The organism is Sporosarcina sp. Y1004 (genome assembly GCF_057669665.1).
Window position 1 is genome coordinate 36,507 of sequence record NZ_JBYHFQ010000021.1, and the last position, 21,624, is coordinate 58,130.

Annotated in this window: 19 protein-coding genes and 1 riboswitch; of the genes, 13 read left to right on the forward strand and 6 right to left on the reverse strand. The window is 40.8% G+C overall.

Annotation, left to right across the window (positions count from 1 at the left end):
* Window positions 1-178 precede the first annotated feature (178 nt).
* The 3 genes from AC25Y6_RS13955 to AC25Y6_RS13965 all read left to right on the forward strand — a co-directional run bounded on the left by AC25Y6_RS13955 (window position 179) and on the right by AC25Y6_RS13965 (window position 2,878).
* Window positions 179-1,375 (forward strand): multidrug effflux MFS transporter, encoded by a 1,197-nt coding sequence (locus AC25Y6_RS13955; protein ID WP_488143455.1) that lies wholly within the window; start codon window positions 179-181, stop codon window positions 1,373-1,375.
* A gap of 261 nt (window positions 1,376-1,636) precedes the next feature.
* The gene (locus AC25Y6_RS13960; protein WP_488143456.1) at window positions 1,637-2,200 is read left to right on the forward strand and encodes a TetR/AcrR family transcriptional regulator; all 564 of its coding nucleotides are present in this window, start codon (window positions 1,637-1,639) and stop codon (window positions 2,198-2,200) included.
* 162 nt (window positions 2,201-2,362) lie between these two features.
* A complete protein-coding gene (locus tag AC25Y6_RS13965; protein ID WP_488143457.1) occupies window positions 2,363-2,878 on the forward strand; it encodes a DUF2798 domain-containing protein in 516 nt (171 codons plus the stop codon).
* A gap of 45 nt (window positions 2,879-2,923) precedes the next feature.
* On the opposite strand, the gene AC25Y6_RS13970 is transcribed toward AC25Y6_RS13965, so the two are convergent.
* On the reverse strand, window positions 2,924-3,361 hold the full coding sequence (locus tag AC25Y6_RS13970; protein ID WP_488143458.1) for a universal stress protein: 438 nt from the start codon (window positions 3,359-3,361) through the stop codon (window positions 2,924-2,926).
* Window positions 3,362-3,552: 191 nt separating this feature from the next.
* On the opposite strand from AC25Y6_RS13970, the gene AC25Y6_RS13975 reads away from it, so the two are divergent.
* Entirely contained in the window at window positions 3,553-3,768 is a 216-nt protein-coding gene (locus AC25Y6_RS13975; protein WP_488143459.1) for a hypothetical protein, read from the forward strand.
* A gap of 242 nt (window positions 3,769-4,010) precedes the next feature.
* On the opposite strand, the gene AC25Y6_RS13980 is transcribed toward AC25Y6_RS13975, so the two are convergent.
* Window positions 4,011-4,844, reverse strand: coding sequence for a MurR/RpiR family transcriptional regulator (locus tag AC25Y6_RS13980; protein WP_488143460.1), 834 nt, complete (start codon window positions 4,842-4,844; stop codon window positions 4,011-4,013).
* 208 nt (window positions 4,845-5,052) lie between these two features.
* Here AC25Y6_RS13980 and AC25Y6_RS13985 point away from each other — a divergent pair, with 208 nt between their 5' ends.
* Genes AC25Y6_RS13985 through AC25Y6_RS14000 form a run of 4 tightly spaced genes read left to right on the forward strand, consistent with a single transcriptional unit; the run spans window position 5,053 to window position 9,201 of the window.
* The gene (locus tag AC25Y6_RS13985; RefSeq protein ID WP_488143481.1) at window positions 5,053-5,880 is read left to right on the forward strand and encodes a DUF8171 family membrane protein; all 828 of its coding nucleotides are present in this window, start codon (window positions 5,053-5,055) and stop codon (window positions 5,878-5,880) included.
* Window positions 5,870-7,621: an ABC transporter ATP-binding protein gene (locus tag AC25Y6_RS13990; protein ID WP_488143461.1), complete on the forward strand. Its 1,752-nt coding sequence runs from the start codon at window positions 5,870-5,872 to the stop codon at window positions 7,619-7,621. Before AC25Y6_RS13985 ends, AC25Y6_RS13990 begins: the two co-directional genes overlap by 11 nt.
* Window positions 7,596-8,420, forward strand: a complete 825-nt coding sequence (locus tag AC25Y6_RS13995) for an energy-coupling factor transporter transmembrane component T family protein (RefSeq protein WP_488143462.1) — start codon at window positions 7,596-7,598, stop codon at window positions 8,418-8,420. Before AC25Y6_RS13990 ends, AC25Y6_RS13995 begins: the two co-directional genes overlap by 26 nt.
* 19 nt (window positions 8,421-8,439) lie before the next feature.
* A complete protein-coding gene (locus tag AC25Y6_RS14000) occupies window positions 8,440-9,201 on the forward strand; it encodes a PHP domain-containing protein (RefSeq protein WP_488143463.1) in 762 nt (253 codons plus the stop codon).
* 679 nt (window positions 9,202-9,880) lie between these two features.
* Here AC25Y6_RS14000 and tatA (AC25Y6_RS14005) read toward each other — a convergent pair.
* The 3 genes from tatA (AC25Y6_RS14005) to AC25Y6_RS14015 all read right to left on the reverse strand — a co-directional run bounded on the left by tatA (AC25Y6_RS14005) (window position 9,881) and on the right by AC25Y6_RS14015 (window position 12,785).
* Entirely contained in the window at window positions 9,881-10,087 is a 207-nt protein-coding gene (gene tatA, locus AC25Y6_RS14005) for a twin-arginine translocase TatA/TatE family subunit (protein ID WP_488143464.1), read from the reverse strand.
* Window positions 10,088-10,202: 115 nt separating this feature from the next.
* The gene (locus AC25Y6_RS14010; RefSeq protein WP_488143465.1) at window positions 10,203-11,945 is read right to left on the reverse strand and encodes a GMC family oxidoreductase; all 1,743 of its coding nucleotides are present in this window, start codon (window positions 11,943-11,945) and stop codon (window positions 10,203-10,205) included.
* Window positions 11,946-12,023: 78 nt separating this feature from the next.
* Window positions 12,024-12,785, reverse strand: a complete 762-nt coding sequence (locus AC25Y6_RS14015) for a gluconate 2-dehydrogenase subunit 3 family protein (RefSeq protein ID WP_482104180.1) — start codon at window positions 12,783-12,785, stop codon at window positions 12,024-12,026.
* 623 nt (window positions 12,786-13,408) lie between these two features.
* Between AC25Y6_RS14015 and tatA (AC25Y6_RS14020) the strand changes: the two genes are divergently transcribed.
* The 5 genes from tatA (AC25Y6_RS14020) to AC25Y6_RS14040 all read left to right on the forward strand — a co-directional run bounded on the left by tatA (AC25Y6_RS14020) (window position 13,409) and on the right by AC25Y6_RS14040 (window position 19,261).
* A complete protein-coding gene (tatA, locus tag AC25Y6_RS14020; protein ID WP_482102415.1) occupies window positions 13,409-13,612 on the forward strand; it encodes a twin-arginine translocase TatA/TatE family subunit in 204 nt (67 codons plus the stop codon).
* 316 nt (window positions 13,613-13,928) lie between these two features.
* Window positions 13,929-14,198 carry an excalibur calcium-binding domain-containing protein gene (locus AC25Y6_RS14025; RefSeq protein WP_482102416.1) on the forward strand — a complete coding sequence of 90 codons (270 nt, stop codon included), beginning with the start codon at window positions 13,929-13,931 and terminating at the stop codon, window positions 14,196-14,198.
* A 250-nt stretch (window positions 14,199-14,448) separates the two neighbouring features.
* Entirely contained in the window at window positions 14,449-15,858 is a 1,410-nt protein-coding gene (locus AC25Y6_RS14030; protein ID WP_488143466.1) for a GGDEF domain-containing protein, read from the forward strand.
* 583 nt (window positions 15,859-16,441) lie between these two features.
* Window positions 16,442-17,806 (forward strand): M20/M25/M40 family metallo-hydrolase, encoded by a 1,365-nt coding sequence (locus tag AC25Y6_RS14035; RefSeq protein ID WP_488143467.1) that lies wholly within the window; start codon window positions 16,442-16,444, stop codon window positions 17,804-17,806.
* Between the two features lie 30 nt (window positions 17,807-17,836).
* Window positions 17,837-19,261 carry a YfcC family protein gene (locus AC25Y6_RS14040; protein WP_488143468.1) on the forward strand — a complete coding sequence of 475 codons (1,425 nt, stop codon included), beginning with the start codon at window positions 17,837-17,839 and terminating at the stop codon, window positions 19,259-19,261.
* A 358-nt stretch (window positions 19,262-19,619) separates the two neighbouring features.
* Here AC25Y6_RS14040 and AC25Y6_RS14045 read toward each other — a convergent pair whose 3' ends face one another.
* Entirely contained in the window at window positions 19,620-21,290 is a 1,671-nt protein-coding gene (locus AC25Y6_RS14045; RefSeq protein ID WP_488143482.1) for a glycerol-3-phosphate dehydrogenase/oxidase, read from the reverse strand.
* A 214-nt stretch (window positions 21,291-21,504) separates the two neighbouring features.
* Window positions 21,505-21,607, forward strand: a riboswitch (SAM riboswitch).
* Window positions 21,608-21,624 lie beyond the last annotated feature (17 nt).

The window sequence follows — 21,624 nt, forward strand, 5'->3', positions numbered from 1 at the left end:
CCCGAAAACCCTCACCAACCACCCAAATCCATGGCTTCCAACTTATGCTATACTTAATTAAAATCAGAATAATGGCTAGATTACTAGTCAACTAATCAACTAGGTGAATAAAAGCCTACTAGAAATACAAAAATAGTATCCCACAAAGATCGAATTAAGAAGGAAGTGTCAATCTCGTATGGCGAAAGTGAAAAAAGAAGTAAAGTTACATAAGTTTTGGATTGTCCTTTTATTAGGATCCCTTACTGCCATCGGACCGCTATCGATGGATATGTATTTACCGGCGCTTCCGATCGTTGCAACTGATTTACATACCTCAACATCGCTTGCACAATTAAGTTTGACCGCGTGTTTAATAGGGCTTGCCGTCGGACAGCTGATTTTCGGTCCATTGAGTGATATTCGGGGGAGACGTAAACCGCTCATATTTACGCTAATCGTATACGCGACTGCCTCTGTTTTATGTGCATTCAGTACGACGATTTGGGTTTTTATCGGGTTGCGATTTATCCAAGGGGTATCGGGTGCAGCGGGGATCGTTATCGCACGCGCATCAGCACGCGATATGTATTCCGGAAAAGATTTGACGAAGTTTATTGCATTACTGGCACTTGTAAACGGTGCAGCACCGATTCTTGCGCCCATTTCAGGTGGATTCGTTTTAAATTTCGCATCATGGAACGCCGTGTTTATCATATTAGGTGTAATTGGTCTTCTTATGTTTTTGGCAGTTACGCTCTTTCTCCCTGAGACGTTGCCTAAAGAAAAAAGGTCTGAGGGAAGTATGTTGGCGGTCGTCAAGACATTCGGGAATTTGTTTAAAGACCGTGTGTTTCTGGGGATATCGGGCACGCTAGCCTTGATCATGTCGAGTATGTTTGCATACATAGCGGGGTCTCCTTTTGTCCTGCAAAACCTTTACAATGTCACACCTCAACAGTTTTCCATGTTGTTTGCACTAAATGGTTTAGGCATTATCATCGCCGCTCAAGTGACAGGTAGATTGGCAAGCACCGTTGACGAAGTGAAATTGCTGTTTACAGGGGTTTTATTGTCATTCACAGGAAGTATATTACTCTTTATCGTTGTTTCAAATGACCTATCTTTATCAGCAATGACCATAGCCCTTTTTCTCGTCGTTTCAAGCGTCGGGATGGTATCGACGTCCGCATTTTCGCTCGGCATGCAAAGCCAAGAAAAAGCGGCCGGAAGTGCTTCAGCCTTTCTGGGACTGCTTCCATTTATCGGTGGGGCGATTGTTGCGCCACTCGTAGGAATAGCAGGGGACCAAACGGCGTGGCCGATGGGCATCATCATTATGACATGTAGCAGTGGTGCGCTCGTCCTGTTTTTACTTTTCGTGAGAAAGAGGTAAGTTTACGACTAGGGTGTAGGCATTCATTTTCAGGAGAGAAAAGGTTAGGCCACAATTGTATAATGAAAAAGTTGAAACCAGACAAAGTGGAGATTGTCTGGTTTTTTTGATGTATGGGATTTTAGGGATGCTGTGAAATTCACTAAATAAGGCGCGTACTTAGCTGTCTAAAATGTAATAAAACTGAAAACTTTTATTCAGGTTGAAAACTTGTTATAATAAAAACAGACCAGTCGGTATGACAGGAGGAATACATCAATTATGGATACAAAATCGATATTAATTGATACGGCGACGACCCTTTTTCAACAAAAAGGGTATAAAAGTGTCGGACTTAATGAGATTTTAACAGCCTGTAACGTTACAAAAGGAGCGCTCTATCATCATTTCCCAAATGGAAAAGAAGAATTATTGATTACTTGTTTACACGGTTTAAACGAAGTCATTACTACAGATATTGAGGCGATTTTCAGTAGGCATGAAGCAACGGAGGGCGCGATACTGTCAATGATTGATAAGTTGGTTCATAACTTTGAAAGAGACGGCACCATTATCGCCTATACATTTAGCAGCATTGTCAGTGAAATGGCAACGATGAGTGAACCAGTCCGTACTGCTTGTAGTGCTCTATATGAAAACATTCAACAGCTTTACTATGAGAAACTTATAACGGAAGGCTATTCGAATGAATCGGCTTCCGCTTGTGCGTTGTTGCTGACAGTTTCGATTGAGGGTGCAATGATGCTTTGTTTAACGCAAAAATCCGCAATACCTTTGAAAACAATTGGGTCATTATTGCCGAGTATTTTAAAAGTAAACAGATAAAGTAGACAGAGCTCTTTACGATTGGGTTGTTAAACGGAGTGCATTTTTAGTGTAAATTGCATTTACGGCAGCTTCATTGATTTGCGTTAAGTTCATAACTGTATTTGCTTTTGTATTTAGAGTAGGTCCAATACGAATTTTGAAAGGAAGAGAAAACAAACTATGCATCAAGAAAACAGACTACCTAAAAACGCTAAAGAGGGCGCGATATTCGGCGCAATTATCGTAACACTATCCGTATTATTAATAGGATCAATCAACATAATCCTTTCAGCTGGAGGATTCAACAAAGAGGTTGCAATGAGCATGTTAATCACGTTACCTATTATTTGGGTGATCGTTATGATTATTGAACCTGTCGCAATCGGTCGTTTTGCAGAATATTTATCATCAAAATTCATTTCGCCAACAGATGGTTTTGCTGCTCGTATCATGTTCCGTACCATTTTTACAGTATTGGGTATGTCATTCACAATGACAATTATTGGAGATATCGTTGGAAATGGTTTTAGAGATGATTTCGTTGCTCACTTCCTACAAACTTGGCCACGTAACTTCTTAATCGCTCTATTTTTAGAGAGCTTAGTTATCCAGCCAATTGCACGCTTTGTAATGGTTAAAATGCACGCAGCGCAGGATAGAAAAGCTGCAGTTCAAGCGAAAACACAAAACGTTTAAAAAAATGGCTCAGACTTTTATCAAAAGTCTGAGCCATTTTTTTGTTCAATTCGCAGGTGTACGTACGACTAAAACATCGCATTTAGCTGAACGGACGATTGCTTCAGATACCGAACCAATTATGTAGCGCTCTATTGGCGTATGCCCCGTAGCGCCGCAAATAATTAAGTCGGCCTCAACGGTTTTAGCAATCTCTTTTGTAATTTCCGTTTTAGGTGACCCATATTCAATAATGGACGTTGCATTTTTAACACCAGCAACTGCTGCACGTGCTTTGTAGCGATCTAAAATTTCCTGTGATTTATCTCTGACCTGCTCAGCAATATCTTTATCGAGCGCTCCGAAATATTTTGTATCTATAATGTTAACGATGTGTAATTGTGAACCTTTGTTTCGATAGGCGATATCAATGGATTTACGAAATGCATAGTCGGCCTCAACTGAACCGTCTATAGCTACTAAAATACTTTTGTATTGATTCATCTGCCAAATCCCCCTTTAAGAAGTTATTTGAAAGGTGCTTACCTGTAGATTCATTGTATTACCGTCAACATACCAAGCGGTTTGTTTTAAATATACCAAAAATTATTTCTATAAGCCAACGCTTTTTATCTAGCTTCTTGCGTGACCGCTCGAATCCACCGCGGGACCCGCTAGAACGCATCAGCGGCAATATGGTTTATGATCTTACGAATCCATCAAGCCCTGAGTATGTAACGTTTATGACAAGCCGTGACTTCACGAAAGAGGTTGCAGGAGATGTAGCGCCAGAAGGCTTAAGATTCATCCCAGCTTCCAAAAGTCCAACAGGTAACGCATTACTAGCAGCAACACACGAAATGTCAGGAACGGTTGCGGTTTATGAATTTGATGGGGCTAAACTTAAGTAACATCAGCTGTAGATGATTAAGTGTTAGGTAGGCTGCGTGGGGTACGAATCAGGTAATTCGCTAAATGGAGACCAGACAATTTGGGGATTGTCTGGTTTTTTTGTGTCCAATCAACAAGGAGGTTTCCAACGAAGCTACGAAAGCGCCCAACGAACAGGGGAGTTTCCAACAAAGTTAGCCGAGTGTCCAACAAAGTTAGCCAAGCATCCAACAAACCCGTCAAACCCTCCAACCAAACCCCTTCACCTCGGCAAAATACTCTTATACTTACTCCGCAACTCATTTAATTCCTCTAACTTTGAAATGGATTCATCCTTTTTCCGCATGCCTACGCCGATGATTAGATTCTCGATAAGAAAAGTCGGCGCAACCATTGAATGGAACTCCCATAACTCGCCTCTACTGGCATATAAGATTATGTCTGCTGTCGTATTAAAGTCTGAAATGAGTCGATCTGTAATTACGATTGTTTTACACCCAATCGTCTTACTATGATCCAAAATAACTTTTGTTTCGGGGTGTAATTGGACGAATCCGAAAACCAACACTGTGTCATCTTTTGTCATATGAATTAATGATTCAAAAAGTTCGTGTCCACTTTTAGGAAGGCAATGGAGAGATAAGCCAAATCGAGATAGTCTAAAATCTATTAATTGGGCAAGGCCTTCTGAGGGACCTGGGCTATAAATGTATATTTTATTTGAATTGGTCAAAGCGTCGACTGCCTGTTCGAATGTGTCTGATGAGAAATGTAGAAGTGTTTCCTGTAAGTGTTGGGTGCTTAGTGCGAGCATTTGTTGCTGCATTTCATTTGATTCAACCTGATTCATAATGTTTTTCAATTTGTTCGCTGGAGATATGACTTCTCGTTCTTTTAAGTCGTTTTTAAAATCCTTGAAGCTTTCAAAGCCAATCGATTTCCAAAATCGAGAGACGGTTGCATTGCTTAACTCGAGCTGTGCCGCGATTTCGGTTTCTGTCATATAGAGAATAGAATTTGTATTTTTTTGTACATAATCTGCAATCACTTTTTGATTGGGTGTTAACTCTTCTACATTCCAATTCTCTTCGTACATAATATCTCCTCCTCTACAATGTATTTTAACATGTTTTATTTGTTATGAAAAATATTTTTCATTAATTTAAAAGTGAAAATTATTTTACAATCTATTTACACGACATTCACATCTCCTTAACAACAGCTTGATATCATTTGAATTAAGAGTAAAAGGAGGAATTGAATTGACAAAAAAACGGCCCTATCAGTTAACCCAGTCACAAAAAATGATGGTCTTTATTTTATCTATGTCTTTGTATGGTCTTTCTAACATGTTTACAGAACTTTTACCAAGCGTACAACTAGGTCCAATTGAATTATCAGTAGAATACTTTGCATTTATTCCACTCACGTTATGTATTTTATTCCACCCATTATATGCGGCTATCGGGGCTGCCTTGGGTGAGGTCATTTTTGGCGAATTAATGCTTGGACAATTTGGCGGCATTGGAGAAATAGAAAAGTTTATTACCTTTTCTCTCGGAATGTATATTGCGGGGATATTAGTAAGAAATCCATTGAACCGTCTTCAGGTTGGTATTGGCGTCATGTCGGGCTTAATCGTCCATCATCTATTAGGCACTATGGTAGACATTGGGAAAGTTTGGGTCGGAATAGAAGAAATTGAGGCCGTGCAAGGATTGGCTGAGAGTATCCTGATTATAGAAGGAGTAGCATTCTTTAATGATTTGCTGTTTTCAGGAATCTTATTTGCACTTTTGCCCACACTTTATCTGGTTCCAAGACTTTACGGGAAAATTGAACCGTTGCTTGGCATGAAGCCTAGGGATAATAAGGTTAGTTATTCGTTAAACGAAATCATTACACCCAAGTTAATCGTCATTGGCGTTATCTTGACGGCTGTCGCGGTTGTGTCAGAGTTCGCGTCTGAAGCAGATTTAAATATCGGCGAATGGGAGCCTGACTTTTTAGAGATGTTTGGTAGTTGGTTTATCTGGATTATTATAGGCGTCGCAGCAATTATTGCAGCCTTAACGCTACTCACTATGATGAAAAAATCAAAAGAGAGGGATGGACTTAAACATGGCAGTTGAACCAATTGTTCAATTAAACAATGTTTCATTTACCTATCCTGGCGCAGAAAATCCCGTGTTGCAAAACGTTCATTTAACAATTAATCGGGGAGAATTTACCGCGATTGTTGGTGGAAACGGTTCAGGGAAATCTACTTTGTGCAAAACATTCAATGGTCTTATTCCACAATTTTATGTAGGGGATTTTGAAGGTGAAGTGATTGTGAATGGTTTATTGGCAAAAGACCATTCTGTCGCACAACTCTCCCAAAATGTTGGATATGTCTATCAAGATTTCGAGAATCAACTCCTAAGACCCACTGTCTTAGACGATGTTTGCTTTGTACCTTTGAATTATGGATTAGCTGACTATAAAGAGCGAGGACAATGGGCGCTTGAAGTGACCGGATTAACCGCGCTCCATAATGACTTTATTTGGCAGCTGAGTGGAGGGCAAATGCATCTCCTTGCTTTAGCAGGTGCGCTGGCGATGAAGCCGAAAATGATCATTATTGATGAGCCAATTGCACAACTGGATCCAAATCATGCGAAACAAGTATATGACATTTTAAAAACATTAAATATCGATTTTGGCATTACAATCATTGTCATTGAGCACCACACAGAGTTTATCGCCAATTACTGTGATCAAGTAATATTAATGGATCAAGGAAAGATTCTTTGGAAAAAAGCGGTGAAAGAAGCTTTATCACAAGTAGAAGACCTAATGGGCCGCCAAATCTATCCACCACAAGTGACCCAGGCGGCGTATTCTTTGAAAAGTGCGGCAGAATTGGAAAATAACTACCCGACAACATTGGCTGAAGCACTTGATTACTTTCCAAAAGTTAGACATCAACTGCCGAGGCTGGATGTAATAAATGAACCAATTGTGTCGGAAAGCATGAACGATCTTGTCGTTCAATTTAAAGATGTTTCACTTCATTACAGGACATTCAAAAGGCAAACGAAGCAAGTCTTGGCGGATATCAATGTTTCATTTCACAAAGGAGACCTCGTTGCAGTCGTTGGAAATAACGGTGCTGGCAAGTCATCCCTCCTTAAATTGATTGTAGGCATTATCAAACCGAGTAAGGGAGATGTGCTTGTACAAGGACTGAATACAAGCAAAGCTTCCCCGGAGAAGTTAAGTGACACGGTTTCCTATGTCTATCAAAATCCAGAGGAAATGTTTATCAATGACTCTGTACGTAAAGACATTGAATATTATTTAAAAGTTAGAAAAGTACCTAATTATACAGCAGTTGTTGATCAATTAATCGAAGATTTTTCACTTGTTGACATCCAACATCATGATGCCCGGCTGCTAAGTGGCGGACAACAACGTCGAGCCTCATTAGCGATTGGGGCTGCGATGAATCCCAAGGTGATTTTACTTGATGAGCCCACTGCGAATTTGGATATTGCAACAAAAAAGCAGATGATCCACATGCTTTCGAAGTTACGGCAACACGTGCAAACGGTTATCGTCGCGACGCATGACATGCAGCTCGTTTCGGAGTGGTCGAACCGAGTAATTGTGATGAATCAAGGAGAAATCATATCTGACGGCGATCGAAATTCTCTTTTCGCGGATGATGCATTGGTGGAGCGAGCCGGCCTGGCAACGCCCCAGATTTTACAACTGAGTCACAAGCTAGGGATGAATCCAGTTTGCTTTACAGTCGAGGATTTCATCGCAGGTTGGAAATCGGTTGATAAGGAGCGAGTGAATCTTGAATTATACAAGGAGTATGCGTGAAAAGTTTTCGATTGAATACGTGAAAGAAGAGTTACTGAATACCGCTTACGGCAATCGCGACACATTTCTTGCGCGCCTTGACCCGAGGTCGTTAATTGTCTGGTATCTGTTCTTCGGCCTTGTGCCGTGGTTCATTCACAATAAAGTAATCTTAAGTGGATTACTCATCTTTATGGTCTTCATGACGGTCATTTCAAAAGTGAGCCCCCTTATTATAGTGATTTTATGTCTAGGGTTATTAGGGGAAATCGCTGTACTGCTTTTCATTTCTTTGTTTTTTGGTGGTGGTTTTGAATCAATTGCGCCCCTTTTATGGTTAACGATAAAGCTTTCCATCATTGCGCTCGCAAGTATCGCCGTTTTTACCAGTATGGATCCTGAGCGCTTTAGTGATGCGTTACTTAGTTTTGGTGCACCGGGTCAAGCCTCTTTCAGTGTGGCTTTTGGCTATCGGATTTTACCTACATTAATGGAGGAATTCCAGCAAATCTTTCTATCCTATCGGTTACGTGGAAAAGCACCTGCGTCGCATGGATTTCTATACTGGCGTTCGATCTATTATTTTATGAAAATCCTAATCATGTCGTTTTATCCGCTAATTTTAAATGGCGCTAAGCGATCAAGGACGACAGTGGAAGCTTTAGAAACAAAAGGATTTAGTTATTCATTTACAAATCCTAACGTGAAAAAGATGAAGCTCTCGCACTACTCATTTAACTATAGAGAGCATTTCTTTTTGGCAGGCTCGGTGATTTATGTGTCATTTGTCTTTTGGCTAGGTTCAATCTATCAAATTTAATCGAAATGGGGAAAATAGGATGAAAATAGATTTTCATACACACGGAAAGATTTCAAAAAAGGTTCATTTTTCTTTGGATTACTTTATAGAAATGGTAAATGCAGCGAAGGAAAACGGGTTAAATGCGATTGCGCTTACGGAGCATTTTAATACGCACCAATTCAGTGATGTATATGACACGTTAGATAATGAATTCCCATATGTGCTTGATCATTACGAGGTAAATGGCGTCAAGGTTTTTCCAGGCATGGAGGTAGATATCAAGGAGACGGGTCATATTCTTTTCATTGGCAGAAAGGAAGATATACGTGGGCTTCATGCGAAACTTACGCCTTATCTCGAAAAAGGTCATTTTATTCCGTTTCATTTATTGCTGGAAGAGGCATCGGAGTTTAACTTCATCAAAATAGGCGCCCATCCATTTCGAGATAGCACTCCTTTACACCATATAGATAGAGCATTGTTAGCTAAACTGGATGCTTTCGATTTGAACGGGAAAGATTTGTTCAAACAAGGCGTAAGTGCTGCGAAAGAAAAAGTATTCCCATTCGCGGAAGAGCTAGGCCTCCCAGTGGTTGGCGGCAGTGATACACATCAATCGATGCAATATGGAAGTGTCGTCAATGTGCTTGAAGAGGAGTGTCACACGATCAGTGACCTTCAACAAGTGATTGCTGAGGGACGTTACAAGGTTGAGATTTCGCCAGATCTCAATAGTAAAGTTGAGGCGGCTCAGGCGTTAAAGAAGTTATTGAAGGCGAGTATGGAGCAGGTTGTTTAAGGGGAGTTAGAAATCGGGCTACCAGGAAGACGCACCTTCGCTGGATGGTCCAGGTTAGAAATAGATAGAACTAGATATACCACTAATACCGCTTCGGCGCTTTGTGGATGCCTCCCGCGATAAGCCGGAAAGAAGAACGCTTTCAGTCTTATCGCTCCGGCTACCACGAAGTCGCGCCTGCGCTGGATAGTAGATGTTAGAAAGCGCATTTCGTTATTAGGGATTAGACCTGCATCCTTTAGTGTGTCTTTCTTCAATGAAATTAGTATCAAATAGTAATCGCATTATAATCTCAGTGCATACATCTCAGAATTACTATCAATAATGGAACACTCCAGCGCAGGCCACTGAAAAAGTTCTTTATTATAGTAAGAACTAGTTGATTGTAGTGAAGAGCGGCGACTCCAGCGGGAACAGCGCGAGCTGAAGACCCCACAGGAACGCAGTGACGAGGAGGCTGAAGCCGTGCCCGCGGAAAGCGTCGGCTCGGAACGGAAATCAACGGGATTGAAGGAAATCGGACTTTTTCAGTACCTCCACTCGGGGCCAAGCGGTCTAAAATCCACACTCCGAATCGCAACTCTCTCAATAGCGAACACCATGTGACATCATTAAGGTTTCCACGCCTTATTCAATACAAAAAAACCAGCTATTCACTAAGAATAGCTGGCCATTTATATTAGATTTTCTTTTCAACGTCTGTTTCACTAGCATCTAACTTCGTTTCGTTTTTTTCTTCATCATTGATGATATCTCTAGTAGATGTCTTAAATTCCTTTAAAGTTTCTCCAACCGCTTTCCCCAATTGAGGTAGTTTGGAAGGACCGAAGATGACGAGAGCTAGTATTAAAATGAGTATTAAACCCGGTAAGCCGATACTTGGCATGGTAATTCCTCCTTATCTAGATGATAGGATGCACGAATACGAGAAAGAGTTATGCCAAACCATTAAAATTTGAACAATACAATTACAATCGTAAATGCCTCATTCAATTATAACATTAGACTAATTGATTTTCGCTTTTACCTTCGACCAATTGACCGCCTTTTTCGAAGAACGCGAGAATCCCTTCCGCAGCACGGTACGATAAAGCACCTACTGTACCTGTTGGGTTATATCCAGCATTTTGCGGGAATGAAGAAGCACCGACAACGAATAGATTGTCTACATCCCACATCTGAGAATAGTTATTGACCGCAGAAGTTTCAGGATCCGCGCCCATGATTACGCCACCCGTGTTATGCGTAGACTGATATTCAGCAACGTTATATGGACCAAGCTCTTTACTCGTATCTATATGATCTGCGCCCATTTCTTTTAGGATAGCTTCACATTTCTCTGCTAAGAACTTAGTCAACTCACGGTCTTGGTCTTCAAAGTCAAAGGTAATTCTAACCAATGGATCACCAAACGAATCTTTATAAATAGGATCGAGGTCAAGGAAATGCTGTTTGTAAGCCATTGATGCTCCTTCACCACTAACCGTTAACGACGCATTTGTATATTTTAAAGAAGCTTCTTTAAACTCTGCACCCCAAGTCGGAGTACCCGATGGTATTTGGTTATTGGCAATAGGTCTTTGTCCTGTTTGTCCAAGGATAATCATCCCGCCGTGGATGAAGTCTAAATCAGTGTGGTCGAAATTATCCCCATTGTAATCATCTACAATCATCCCTAAGCCGCCTGCACCTGCAAAGTTATTGAACTTTTGTTCGTCAAAGAATCCAGTTGCGCGTCCTTTTCTGATTTGGTAGGCATAGTTTTTACCGATTACGCCAGTACCCGTAGTTGCATTGTAAGGTCTGCCGATTTCTGAAAGTAGAAGTAGTCTAACGTTACTAAAGACATAGCCTGTTAATACAACAACATCTGCTGGCTGTTCAAATTCTTCGCCAGTTGTCATATCTGTATAGATTACGCCAGTAGCTTTACCGCCTGTGTGTACAATACGGCGTACTTCTGAATGCGTTCGGATTTCAAAGTTCCCTGTTTCTTTTGCTACCGGTATTACAGTAACGTTAGGGTCTGCCTTTGAACCGTACTCACAACCGAAACGTTCACAAAATCCACAATATTGACAAGCCACTCTGGAAATTCCATCAGGGTTTGTATAGTTTTCTGATAGGTTGGCAGACGGTTGAACATATGGATGAAGCTTCATGTTTTTTGTTGCTTTATCGAACAATTGCATAGCTTGTGTTTTTTTCATCGCAGGAGTCGGGAATGGATTTGAACGTTTCCCGCCTAAAGGATTGTCTTCTCCTGAAATCCCTGCCATTTTTTCGTATTGATCGTAGTAGGGCTCGATTTCATCATATGTAATACCCCAGTCTTGAATCGTCATGTCAGTTGGAATTTTACCTTCTCCATATTTTTCAATGGTTTTGCTTCGCAGTTCGAAATCATAAGGAAGAAAACGGAAGTTCTGACCATTCCAGTGTGCTCCTGAACCACCAACACCTACGCCAAGTAAAAACGAACCATATTGTCTCATCGGTAGAGAACGCATTTTGTCATGATTACGGAAAGTGATTGTTTCTTTTGAAAGGTCTTGCATCATTTCATGGCGAACCGCATATCTAAGTTCGTCATGCGCCATGTAATAATCTTCTGTTTTTCGGTCTTTCCCTCTTTCTAAACCAACTACTTTAAGTCCTTTTTTTGTCAGCTCGGAAGCGATAATACCCCCGGACCAACCAACACCAATAATAACTACGTCTGTTTTCGGTAATTTTTTCACCATTACTATTTCCTCCTCAATCGTAAAGCTCTAAATGATTACAAATTCCTTATTGGGCTATCTATCTTTGGGTACGTCTGATTAGTGATTATGTTGTGAGTTTAATGCCATCGGTTCTACTACTACAAATTCTTCTTCAATAATATTTAAGAAGCTCATTTGGTGACCAGGGAAGTTTTTCATCTTCCAACCTTCCATACCTGCATTACCGCCGTACAAAGGATCTGAGTATGCACCTTCAATTGTTGCAGACCGTAAAGTGTTGAAAAAGGCAGTAGAAGTTGTTCCTTTTAACTCTACTTTTCCTTCAGCAAAGTCAGTAAGAATTGCATCTTGCTCTTCAGCTGAAAGTCTCTCGAAAGCTTTTTCGTATTTTTTCACACTTTGATCCATAAGACCTTTTAGTCCTACTTCAAAAATTTGTTGTCTGTTTTGGCGACCTTGATAACCTTGAGTCGGCTCTCCTGGGTAAAAGGGACCAGATGTGTATTCTTTTGCGCCCATTCCCCAAGCACCCGCTAATTGATGGTCAATGTAATAAGCAACTAATAATTCTTTAGCACCAGGACCGTTTTTATCTTTAGGGAAAATTCTTTCCGCTGCGGCCTCCGTAGTTCGGTATTGCTCAGGCGTAAAGTACATTAAAGCGACATGTAGGTTTTCTGCCTGCTTAGGCGTGCTTGAGTCTTTCACTGCTGTTGTGGTTGTTGTTGTATCGCTGCTCAACAGGGTACCAACAGCACCACCCAAAACAAGTCCGCCTACCGTTAATCCTGAATTCTTTAAAAATGAGCGTCTCGAAGACTTTTTACCTTCAAAGGACTTTTTTTCTTTTTCTGACATGATAAAACCTCCAAATTCAAAGTGTTAAAACGACAACTGATTTTTTACCTAACTAAACAATGAAGCACAAATTATGTACTTTTTCCCAGTCCAAGAGATCATAATAAAGCACCCGTCAAAAAATAGATGAGATGTCTGAATCCCCAATTGTAGCCCTTCAATATAGGTAGTCATTACATTCTTCTATACTTTTTACGAGTACGCGTCGTATTATTTACAAATCAATACTGGCATGTATACTATTCGGGTGGGTCTAAGCGACTCTAATTCTACTACACTTGGCATCTAAATAGTATGAATTCAAGAGTTTTTTGTGAAATAAAAGTATAGTTTCCATTTATTGAAAACATTGAACCTTAAACAGGTTAGATGGGTGATGAAAAGCGTGGAAGAAAATATACGCTTATCGAACATTTAACGGAGTTGAGAAAGCGGCTAATTATTGTAGGGGTGACCTTTATTGTATCTCTGATAATAGGATTCCATTTTTCTAATTGTTATTCCATTGGTCATTAAAAAAATTGGCGAAAGAAGAGGAAATTTAGGCTCAAGAGGTGGAAAAAGTGGTATACTGATGTACGTACCTGAATAAAATGCACCACAACTCAAAGGAGGAACAACTCATGCCAAACATCGGTGTACCCGGTTTAATTATAATTTTAGTGATTGCGTTAATCATCTTCGGACCAGCTAAATTGCCTCAATTAGGAAGAGCTGTTGGACAAACACTAAAAGAATTTAAGAATTCAACGAAAGACATCGTCGATGATGTCGCTGATGAATTCAAATTAGACGACAAAGAATTAACAGAGAAAAAGAAAATATAATCGTTAATCCAAAAGAGCTAGCATCAAATACAATTTGTATTTGACGCTAGCTCTTTTTTGATGACAAGGCAAGTTAGAGGTTGGTGAAGTGTCCAATCAATCCTCGAAAGTATCCAATCAACAGGGAATTCTCCAACGAACCCACTGAAGTGTCCAACAAACCGGGAGTTTTATAATCGTGCTTTAAGACGGCATTGGACGTCAAGGTTTAGTTAAAAGTAGAAAACTTCCAAAAATATATCGAATTTCCTTTATCAGGGTTTCTATATCACTTGAAAGCTGATAATATAGAATTATGGAATAGGGGGTCGATGGTTTGAAGAAGATACTCACAGCAATACTTACACTCGCAATTGCTATCAGTTTCTCGTTTAACGCGTTACAAGTAGATGCAGCTAGCCCGAAAGCAGTGAGCTACAAAAATTGTACTGAACTGAACAAGGTGTATAAAGGCGGCGTGGCAAGATCAGCCTCTGTTAAAAATGTAGGCGGCAAAACAAAGTACGCTCCATTCGTTTCCAAAGCTGTATATGATCTGAACAAAAAAAGTGATCGCGATAAAGATTTAATCGCGTGTGAGCGATAAGAATAACAATAACAACAGCTTCATTCACAGTTTTAATTGTGGAATGGAGCTGTTTTTATTCACCACTGTCCATAACGTGTTCAACAATGAGTTTTTAATCTAAAGAAACAGTCACTTGATTATTCAATAGATTAAAATAACTACTATAGCGGACTACTAAAATATCCCACAATATGATACGATGGAACTATGAGATAAATTAGGACAAAGTCTACAAAAAACTATAAAATTCGACAAGTAGGAGAAGGCTATGGAGAAAAAAGACTTAGATTTACTACTCGAAAACGTATCGACTTTAAGGGCTGAAGGCAAGTACAAAGAAACAATCGAGGGGTGCCGCCATCTGTTGGAAAACGGGCTTAGGCTAAATGAATTTAAATTTGTCCTCGCGGCTCATGCGTATTCAGCCGCCGCCTACTACTCGATTGGCGATTTAACCGAAGCTTTTAACAGTATCGAGGCTCACGAAGAACTATGTACTAAATATGGCAATGAAACAGACCAACTGCATTCATATAATATGTATTATTTACTCCATGCCTATAACAAAGACTACGGTAATGCAAAAGCAACACTCGAAAAAAGCATTCATTTGGGTAAGAAATTAAAACATTACAATCTAGTTAGCAACGGATATAGCAATTACAGTCATATATGCATCGTCGAAGAAAACTATAGAGAAGCGCTTGAAATGGCTGAAATCGGACTTGAGATGGCGAAATTACATCAACCGGCAAGCCCAATTTTAGAACTAAGGGTCACATTAAACATGGCAAGTGCTTATATTGGACTGGGGGATTTAGATGCATCGAAACTATTAGTGGATGAGATGATCAACCATCCAATTTTAGCCTCGTTTATCAGGGAAAAGGCCCAATGTTATTATTTACTTGGTAAATGGTTTGCTGCGCAAAACCAATTAAGGGAAGCGTTTGATGCATACACCACTGCCAAGGATTTAGCAGCAAGCTATGATGATTTTAATTTATTGAAAGATATACAAGAACAAAGATGCGACTTATGCGAGCTTATGGATGACAAATTACTTGGCTATGAAGTTCAAAAAGAATACATCACCGTGCTCAATGAAATCACTAAGAGTGGACTAGCGTTAGCGGCACTTAAGCTTGAAGTTAAACATGGTCTTTCCATCACTGAAAAGAGAGCCAACACGGACTATTTGACAGGACTTTACAATCGCTGCTATTTGGAAAGTACTACGAATGAGTGGCTTGAAAAAGCATCACGGAACAATGAAAGCATCGTATGTATCGCATTTGATATCGATAACTTTAAGCTCATTAATGATGAATTTGGACATCTGGTGGGTGACGCTGTTATGAAGCAGATTAGTCAATATAGCTCAACGGTTTTCAGAGAAACGGACTTAATGAGTCGATTTGGCGGAGACGAATTCGTCGTTATTCTGAAAAACATTTCACTAGAAGCCGGGAAAAAGAAAGCTGAACAGCTATCGGAAACGATTAGAAGGATTCAAGTGGAAAACGAAGGGAAGTTCGTTTCAATTACTGCAAGTATTGGTGTGGCTGATAACGGAAAAGGGACAGTAGTGGAATTTAAGGAATTATTCAATTCTGCAGATATCGCACTTTATCAGGCAAAAGAGAATGGGAAAAACCAAGTTTGCGTTGTAGGTTAAAGCATAACTGCCTGTGAAACGAATCAAAAAATAGCCCTCTCCGGAATGTCCCTAACCCGTTCAGTTCTGTGGTGCGAAATTCAAAATAATTCACGAAATAGACCGCTAATTCGCATATGAATTTGCGGTCTTTAAAATGCCTATGCATCAACGTTTAAAATAAAAGCGCAACTGTTTCAACAACCAAATCGACACACGAAATTATTGTAAGGTGAAAATATCGTGTTAAAACCGCTGCTAATTCAGTAGTCAAATTGAAGGGAATTAGAGAAGAAAGATATGGTATTTATTCAACAAAAGACTGGAAATAATTCAGCGTTTTGTTTCTATAAGTAAATTTTTCCTTCTCCTCTTATGAATTCCTGCATTAAAGCATCGATATTGGATGTCTCTGTTTCAGTGGAAATTAATCGTTTCTCAAATACAGCGGCAGGCTTCAGACATAGGGCTTTTAAAAACACTTGTCTAAAAGCACACCTTCCGATATAATTACTTTATTATTTTATCACTTTACCAAGGTAAAGTAACAGATAATAAACCTATCAATTTATTATCGCTAAATTCAAGAAAGTAGGAACTTCAAATGTCACTTGAAAAGCTTCCACAACTCCTGAAAAGTAAAAGAGAGGAGTATTTGGAACAACTATTTACACTTATACGCCAAAGAAGCATCAGCACGCAAAATGACGGAATCACTGAATGTGCCGAACTTCTTAAAAATATAATGGAGGAAATCGGGATCAACACCACCATCAAGGAGACAAACGGACACCCGGTTGTTTACGGCGAGATGATCAAGGACGAAAATGCGTTCACCGTCCTTTTTTATGGACATTATGACGTCCAGCCTCCAGACCCGATTGAAGACTGGATTTCTCCACCTTTTGAACCGACAATCCGTGATGGAAGAATCTATGGCCGGGGCACTGGAGATAACAAGGGGCAATTAATGGCTACGCTGCTTGGTGTGAAGACGTATATGGAGCTAGTTGAAGAATTGCCGATTAATATAAAATTTATCTTTGAAGGCGAAGAGGAGAACGGAAGTCCTCATTTAGCCGCGTTTGTCGAGGAAAACCAAGAACTTCTAAGCGCAGATCTCGTTTATACAGCAGATGGTTCTGCTCATAACAGTGGTGCCCCGCTTGTTTTATTAGGTGCAAGAGGCTCACTCCAACTCGAAATAAAGGCGAGCGAAGCAGCATGGGATAATCATTCCGGCAATACTGGCAATATCGTGCCTAACCCTGCCTGGAGATTAATAAATTTGCTGAAGACGATGCGGTATAAAGATGGAACCGTGTTAATCGAAGGATTCTACGACAACATCCGAAAGCCGTCAGCTACCGAAAAAGAGCTGCTTAAAATCATTCCTTTTGACGCAGGAGATATCGGTGAAAAAATCGGCTATCCGCAGCTTGATATGGACGGACAAACCTATTACCATAAACTGACAATGGAACCGACATTCAATATCGCAGGAATCTCCAGCGGGTATTCTGGTGAAGGCGTGAAGACCATCATCCCTTCTACTGCTTCCGTGAAGTTAGATATCCGTCTTGTCGTGGATCAGGATCCTGCTGATGTGTTCAACAAAATCGTAAACCACATCAAAAAGCACGATCCAGGTGTTGAAGTGACACATTTAGTATCCATGGAACCGTCCAGGACACCTGCAGACCTCGAGATTGTCCAAGTCGTAACGGATGCGGTAGCGAATGCGTACAAGAAGGATCCGATTATCCAGCCAAGTTTGGGGAGTTCGCTTCCGGTTTATGTATGGACCAAAATTTTGAAGATACCGTCGATTATCGTGCCTTATGCGAATTTCGACCAACGAAATCATTCCCCAAATGAAAACATAAAAATCGATAACTTTTTAAACGGGATTGCATGTACATGTCATGTGATTCAAAATCTTGGTGCTTACGCCAAAAATCTAGCATAGATATTTCAGTCAGAAAGGATAGTTAGTTATATGGCAGAGAAAAAACAGCTTCAGACAAATACAGCCAAAACAAAGAAACAACCTAAAAAACCGCCACACATTCTTGTGATTTTGTTTTGTATGGTCATTTTTGCCGCGCTCATCACATATCTTGTGCCGGCCGGGCAATATGAACGAACGACAAATGAGGATGGTAGAGAGATTGTCGTGAACGGTACCTACCAACAGACAGAAGGGAATCCAACAGGGTTCTTGGAGTTTTTCAATTCCCTGTATGACGGTATGACCCAAGCATCAGGCATTCTATTCCTGCTGTTTATTACCGGTGGCGTATTCGGTATTTTAGGCAAAACGGGGGCGATTGAAACGGCCCTCTATCATCTCATTAAAAAAATGCACGGGAAAGAGATTATCCTGATTCCGATTCTATTCACTATTTTTTCTTTAGCCGGAGCGAGTTTCGGACTAGGTTCCGAAGCAATGGTTTATATTATTATTCTGCTCCCGCTGCTTTTACGGGCAGGTTTTGATTCCATTATCGCAGTTGCAGTGCCGATACTGGGTGTCGGAATCGGATACTCGGGCGGATTTTTAAATCCGTATAATGTTGGCGTCGCCCATGGAATTATCGGTTTGCCACTGTTCTCAGGGATGGAGGTACGGATCGTTTGCTGGATTATTCTTACCATCGTTGGTGCTACCTACCTTACGCTGTATGCAAGAAAAGTTCAGAAGGATCCAACCAGAAGTCTCGTATACTTTGAAGACCAACATAAAAATTTCGATGAAGTGACGATCGAAAACCGTTTATCTTACAAGCATATTGTCATTTTATTAGTCCTTGCAGCCACATTCGTCGCCTTACCTTTTGGCATTATCAATTATGGCTGGTTCTTTAAAGAGATTACAGGGTTGTTCTTATTAATGGGAGTGGTCGTTGGAATCATTTCGAGGATGAAGCCGAGTGAAATGGCGTCCGCCTTTACAGACGGATGTAAGGATTTAATGGAAGGTGCGCTCGCTGTGTCCTTTGCTTATACGATTGTAGTGATCCTGAACGACGGGAATATCATCGACACCATCGTATTCGGCTTATCGAATCTAGCTAGTCAATTCCCATCCAGCGTGGCAGCTGTCGGGATGTTCTTTGTTCAATTCCTGATCAACCTGCCAGTCAACTCCGGGAGCGGTCAAGCAGCATTAACGATGCCAATCATGGCGCCAATCGCAGACTTAGTTGGAATCAGCAGACAAACTGCTGTCCTTGCCTTCCAATTCGGCGATGGATTTACGAATGCCTTCTACCCTACCAACGGCGGATTGATGGCCGGGTTGGCACTTGCAGGAATCTCCTGGCTGAAATGGGCAAGATTTATGATTCCACTAGTCATCTTGATGTTCGTTACGTGTGCGATTATGGTAACGATTGTTCATTTGTTTGTGTGGCCGGCTTAGGTTTTGGTATGTAGGGGTATTGTAGTTCTGTTGTTAAGTTGAAGAACTGAATAGGTAAATCGCATACCTTTAGACAATAAAATTATACGAAAAAACGCAGAGGTTGTACCGACCCCCGAGAGTTAGAATTTTTCACTCTAACTTTCGAGGATTGTACCATTTTATCCGATGCGTTTTTTATAATTTATGATTAAGCCAAGAACACCCGTGACTTCAGACGTGGGATGAATTGGCTTTCTTTTTTTGTTTTAAAGCGACATTGCCATGCGAACACCTGTTCTTTTTGGTAGAATATTCTTAGGAAGGCAGGTGACGAACTATGGAGCCGAATAAAGAATATCGAACTATCCGATTTACACTATTCCCCGTCAACCGGAACAGTCGCATCATGCAAATGCTTTTCAAGATCAGCACGGAAATCTGCTTTCTGCGCGTCACTCCAACCAAGCTCTTTGCTCATCATTGCGATGACGGACACTTTCCACTCGTTCACCCATTGAATATCAAACAGTAATGCGCCCGTACGTCGCCAGAAAAAGTCGACGGGTGTACGGACGAATTCATCTGTGATCGAGTAAAGGACTTGCGTATAGAGGTAGACGGGTAGCCCAGAATCTTGCGCTGCCTGCTCGTTTTTCTGTAATAAATCAAAAAGGATATCTACATTTGAGCCATACTTTTTCACGAGGGACTGCGCTCTTTCCTGATCCAATCCGAGTTTTATGCCTTGTTTGATTTTCCGATACATGAACGTTTCAAAGTTTCGGGAACCTCCGACGTGTCCGCCTGAAATGGGCATATTCTTCGTGCTGGACGGAGAAAATAATACTCCTGTATCTGTTTTGAGTTTTGATGCGACGACATCTACAATCGTCTCCGCCATTTTTCGATAGCCCGTCAGTTTTCCTCCAGCAATGGTGATTAACCCCGAAGCGGACTCCCAGATTTCATCTTTTCTTGAAACTTCGGATGCCCCTTTACCTTTTTCATTGATCAAAGGCCGTAGCCCAACCCAGCTGGATTCAATATCACTCGCCGCAATGGTTAACTTCGGAAAGATGAGAGCGATGGCGTCCATCAAATAATCGCGGTCGCTTACGGTCATTCGGGGATGAACCATGTCCCCTTTGTAATCAGTGTCTGTCGTCCCGACGTACGTTTTCCCATCCCGTGGGATTGCCAACACCATCCGGCCATCTGGCGTGTCAAAGTAAACAATCTGATTCAAAGGAAATACACTTTGGTCAAAAACGAGATGAATGCCCTTCGTCAAACGAATTTCCCGTGAATCCAAGGAGTTGTCTTTCTCCCTCAATGTATCCACCCATGGTCCGGCAGCGTTCACTATTGTTTTTGCGCGTATTTCACTAGTTTTGCCATTTAATTGGTCAACGACGGATACGCCTGTAACGTTTCCTTCATTGTAAATAAAATCAGTCACTTTTGTATAATTGAATACAGTAGCGCCTTGACTGACAGCTTCTTTCATCACTTCAATCGTCAGTCTCGCATCATCCGATCGGTATTCAACGAAACGGCCAGCCCCAAGTAACCCTTCAGTTCTGAGTTTAGGCTCCGCATGCAACGCTCTTTCTCTAGTCAACATACTTTTTCGTTCTTCTTTTTTCACGCCCGCCAAAAAATCATAGACGCGTAACCCGATAGAGGTACTGAATTTACCCATTGATCCGTCCTTATAAATCGGCAATAGCAGCCACTCGGGCTTCGTCACATGGGGTCCGTTTTCATAGACGACCGCCCGTTCCTTGCCTGTTTCCGCAACGATCTTCACTTCAAGGTTTTTCAGGTAACGCAAGCCGCCATGAATCATTTTTGTGGAACGACTGGACGTCCCAGCAGCAAAATCCTGCATTTCCACAAGCACTGTTTTCATGCCGCGACTGGCTGCGTCCAAGGCAATTCCAGCCCCCGTAATGCCGCCTCCGATGATTAATACATCAAATTCTTCCGCTTGTAATGTTGAGAGTTCTTCATTTTTATGTAACTCATTAGGTTGTTCACTCATTATAGTTAAAGCCTCCACATATTGTATTGGTCCATTAATTATACTACAATTTAGATAACTGAATCTCTTGATTTACAAAACGTTTAGAAAATAGTAATATGTAGCCAGTGTTTTAACTATTTGGTGGGTTTTAATTACATAGACAATTAGTAAGAGGCATGCTATAATTTCATATAACATTGTGCGAATCTAATGGTAATTAAAAATAATAAATATACTCTTATCAGGAGCAGGCGGAGGGAAAAGCCCGATGAAGCCCGGCAACCGACTCAATTGAGCACGGTGCTAATTCTTACAGCATTGATGCTGAAAGATAAGAAGTTGTGTGAAAAACCTC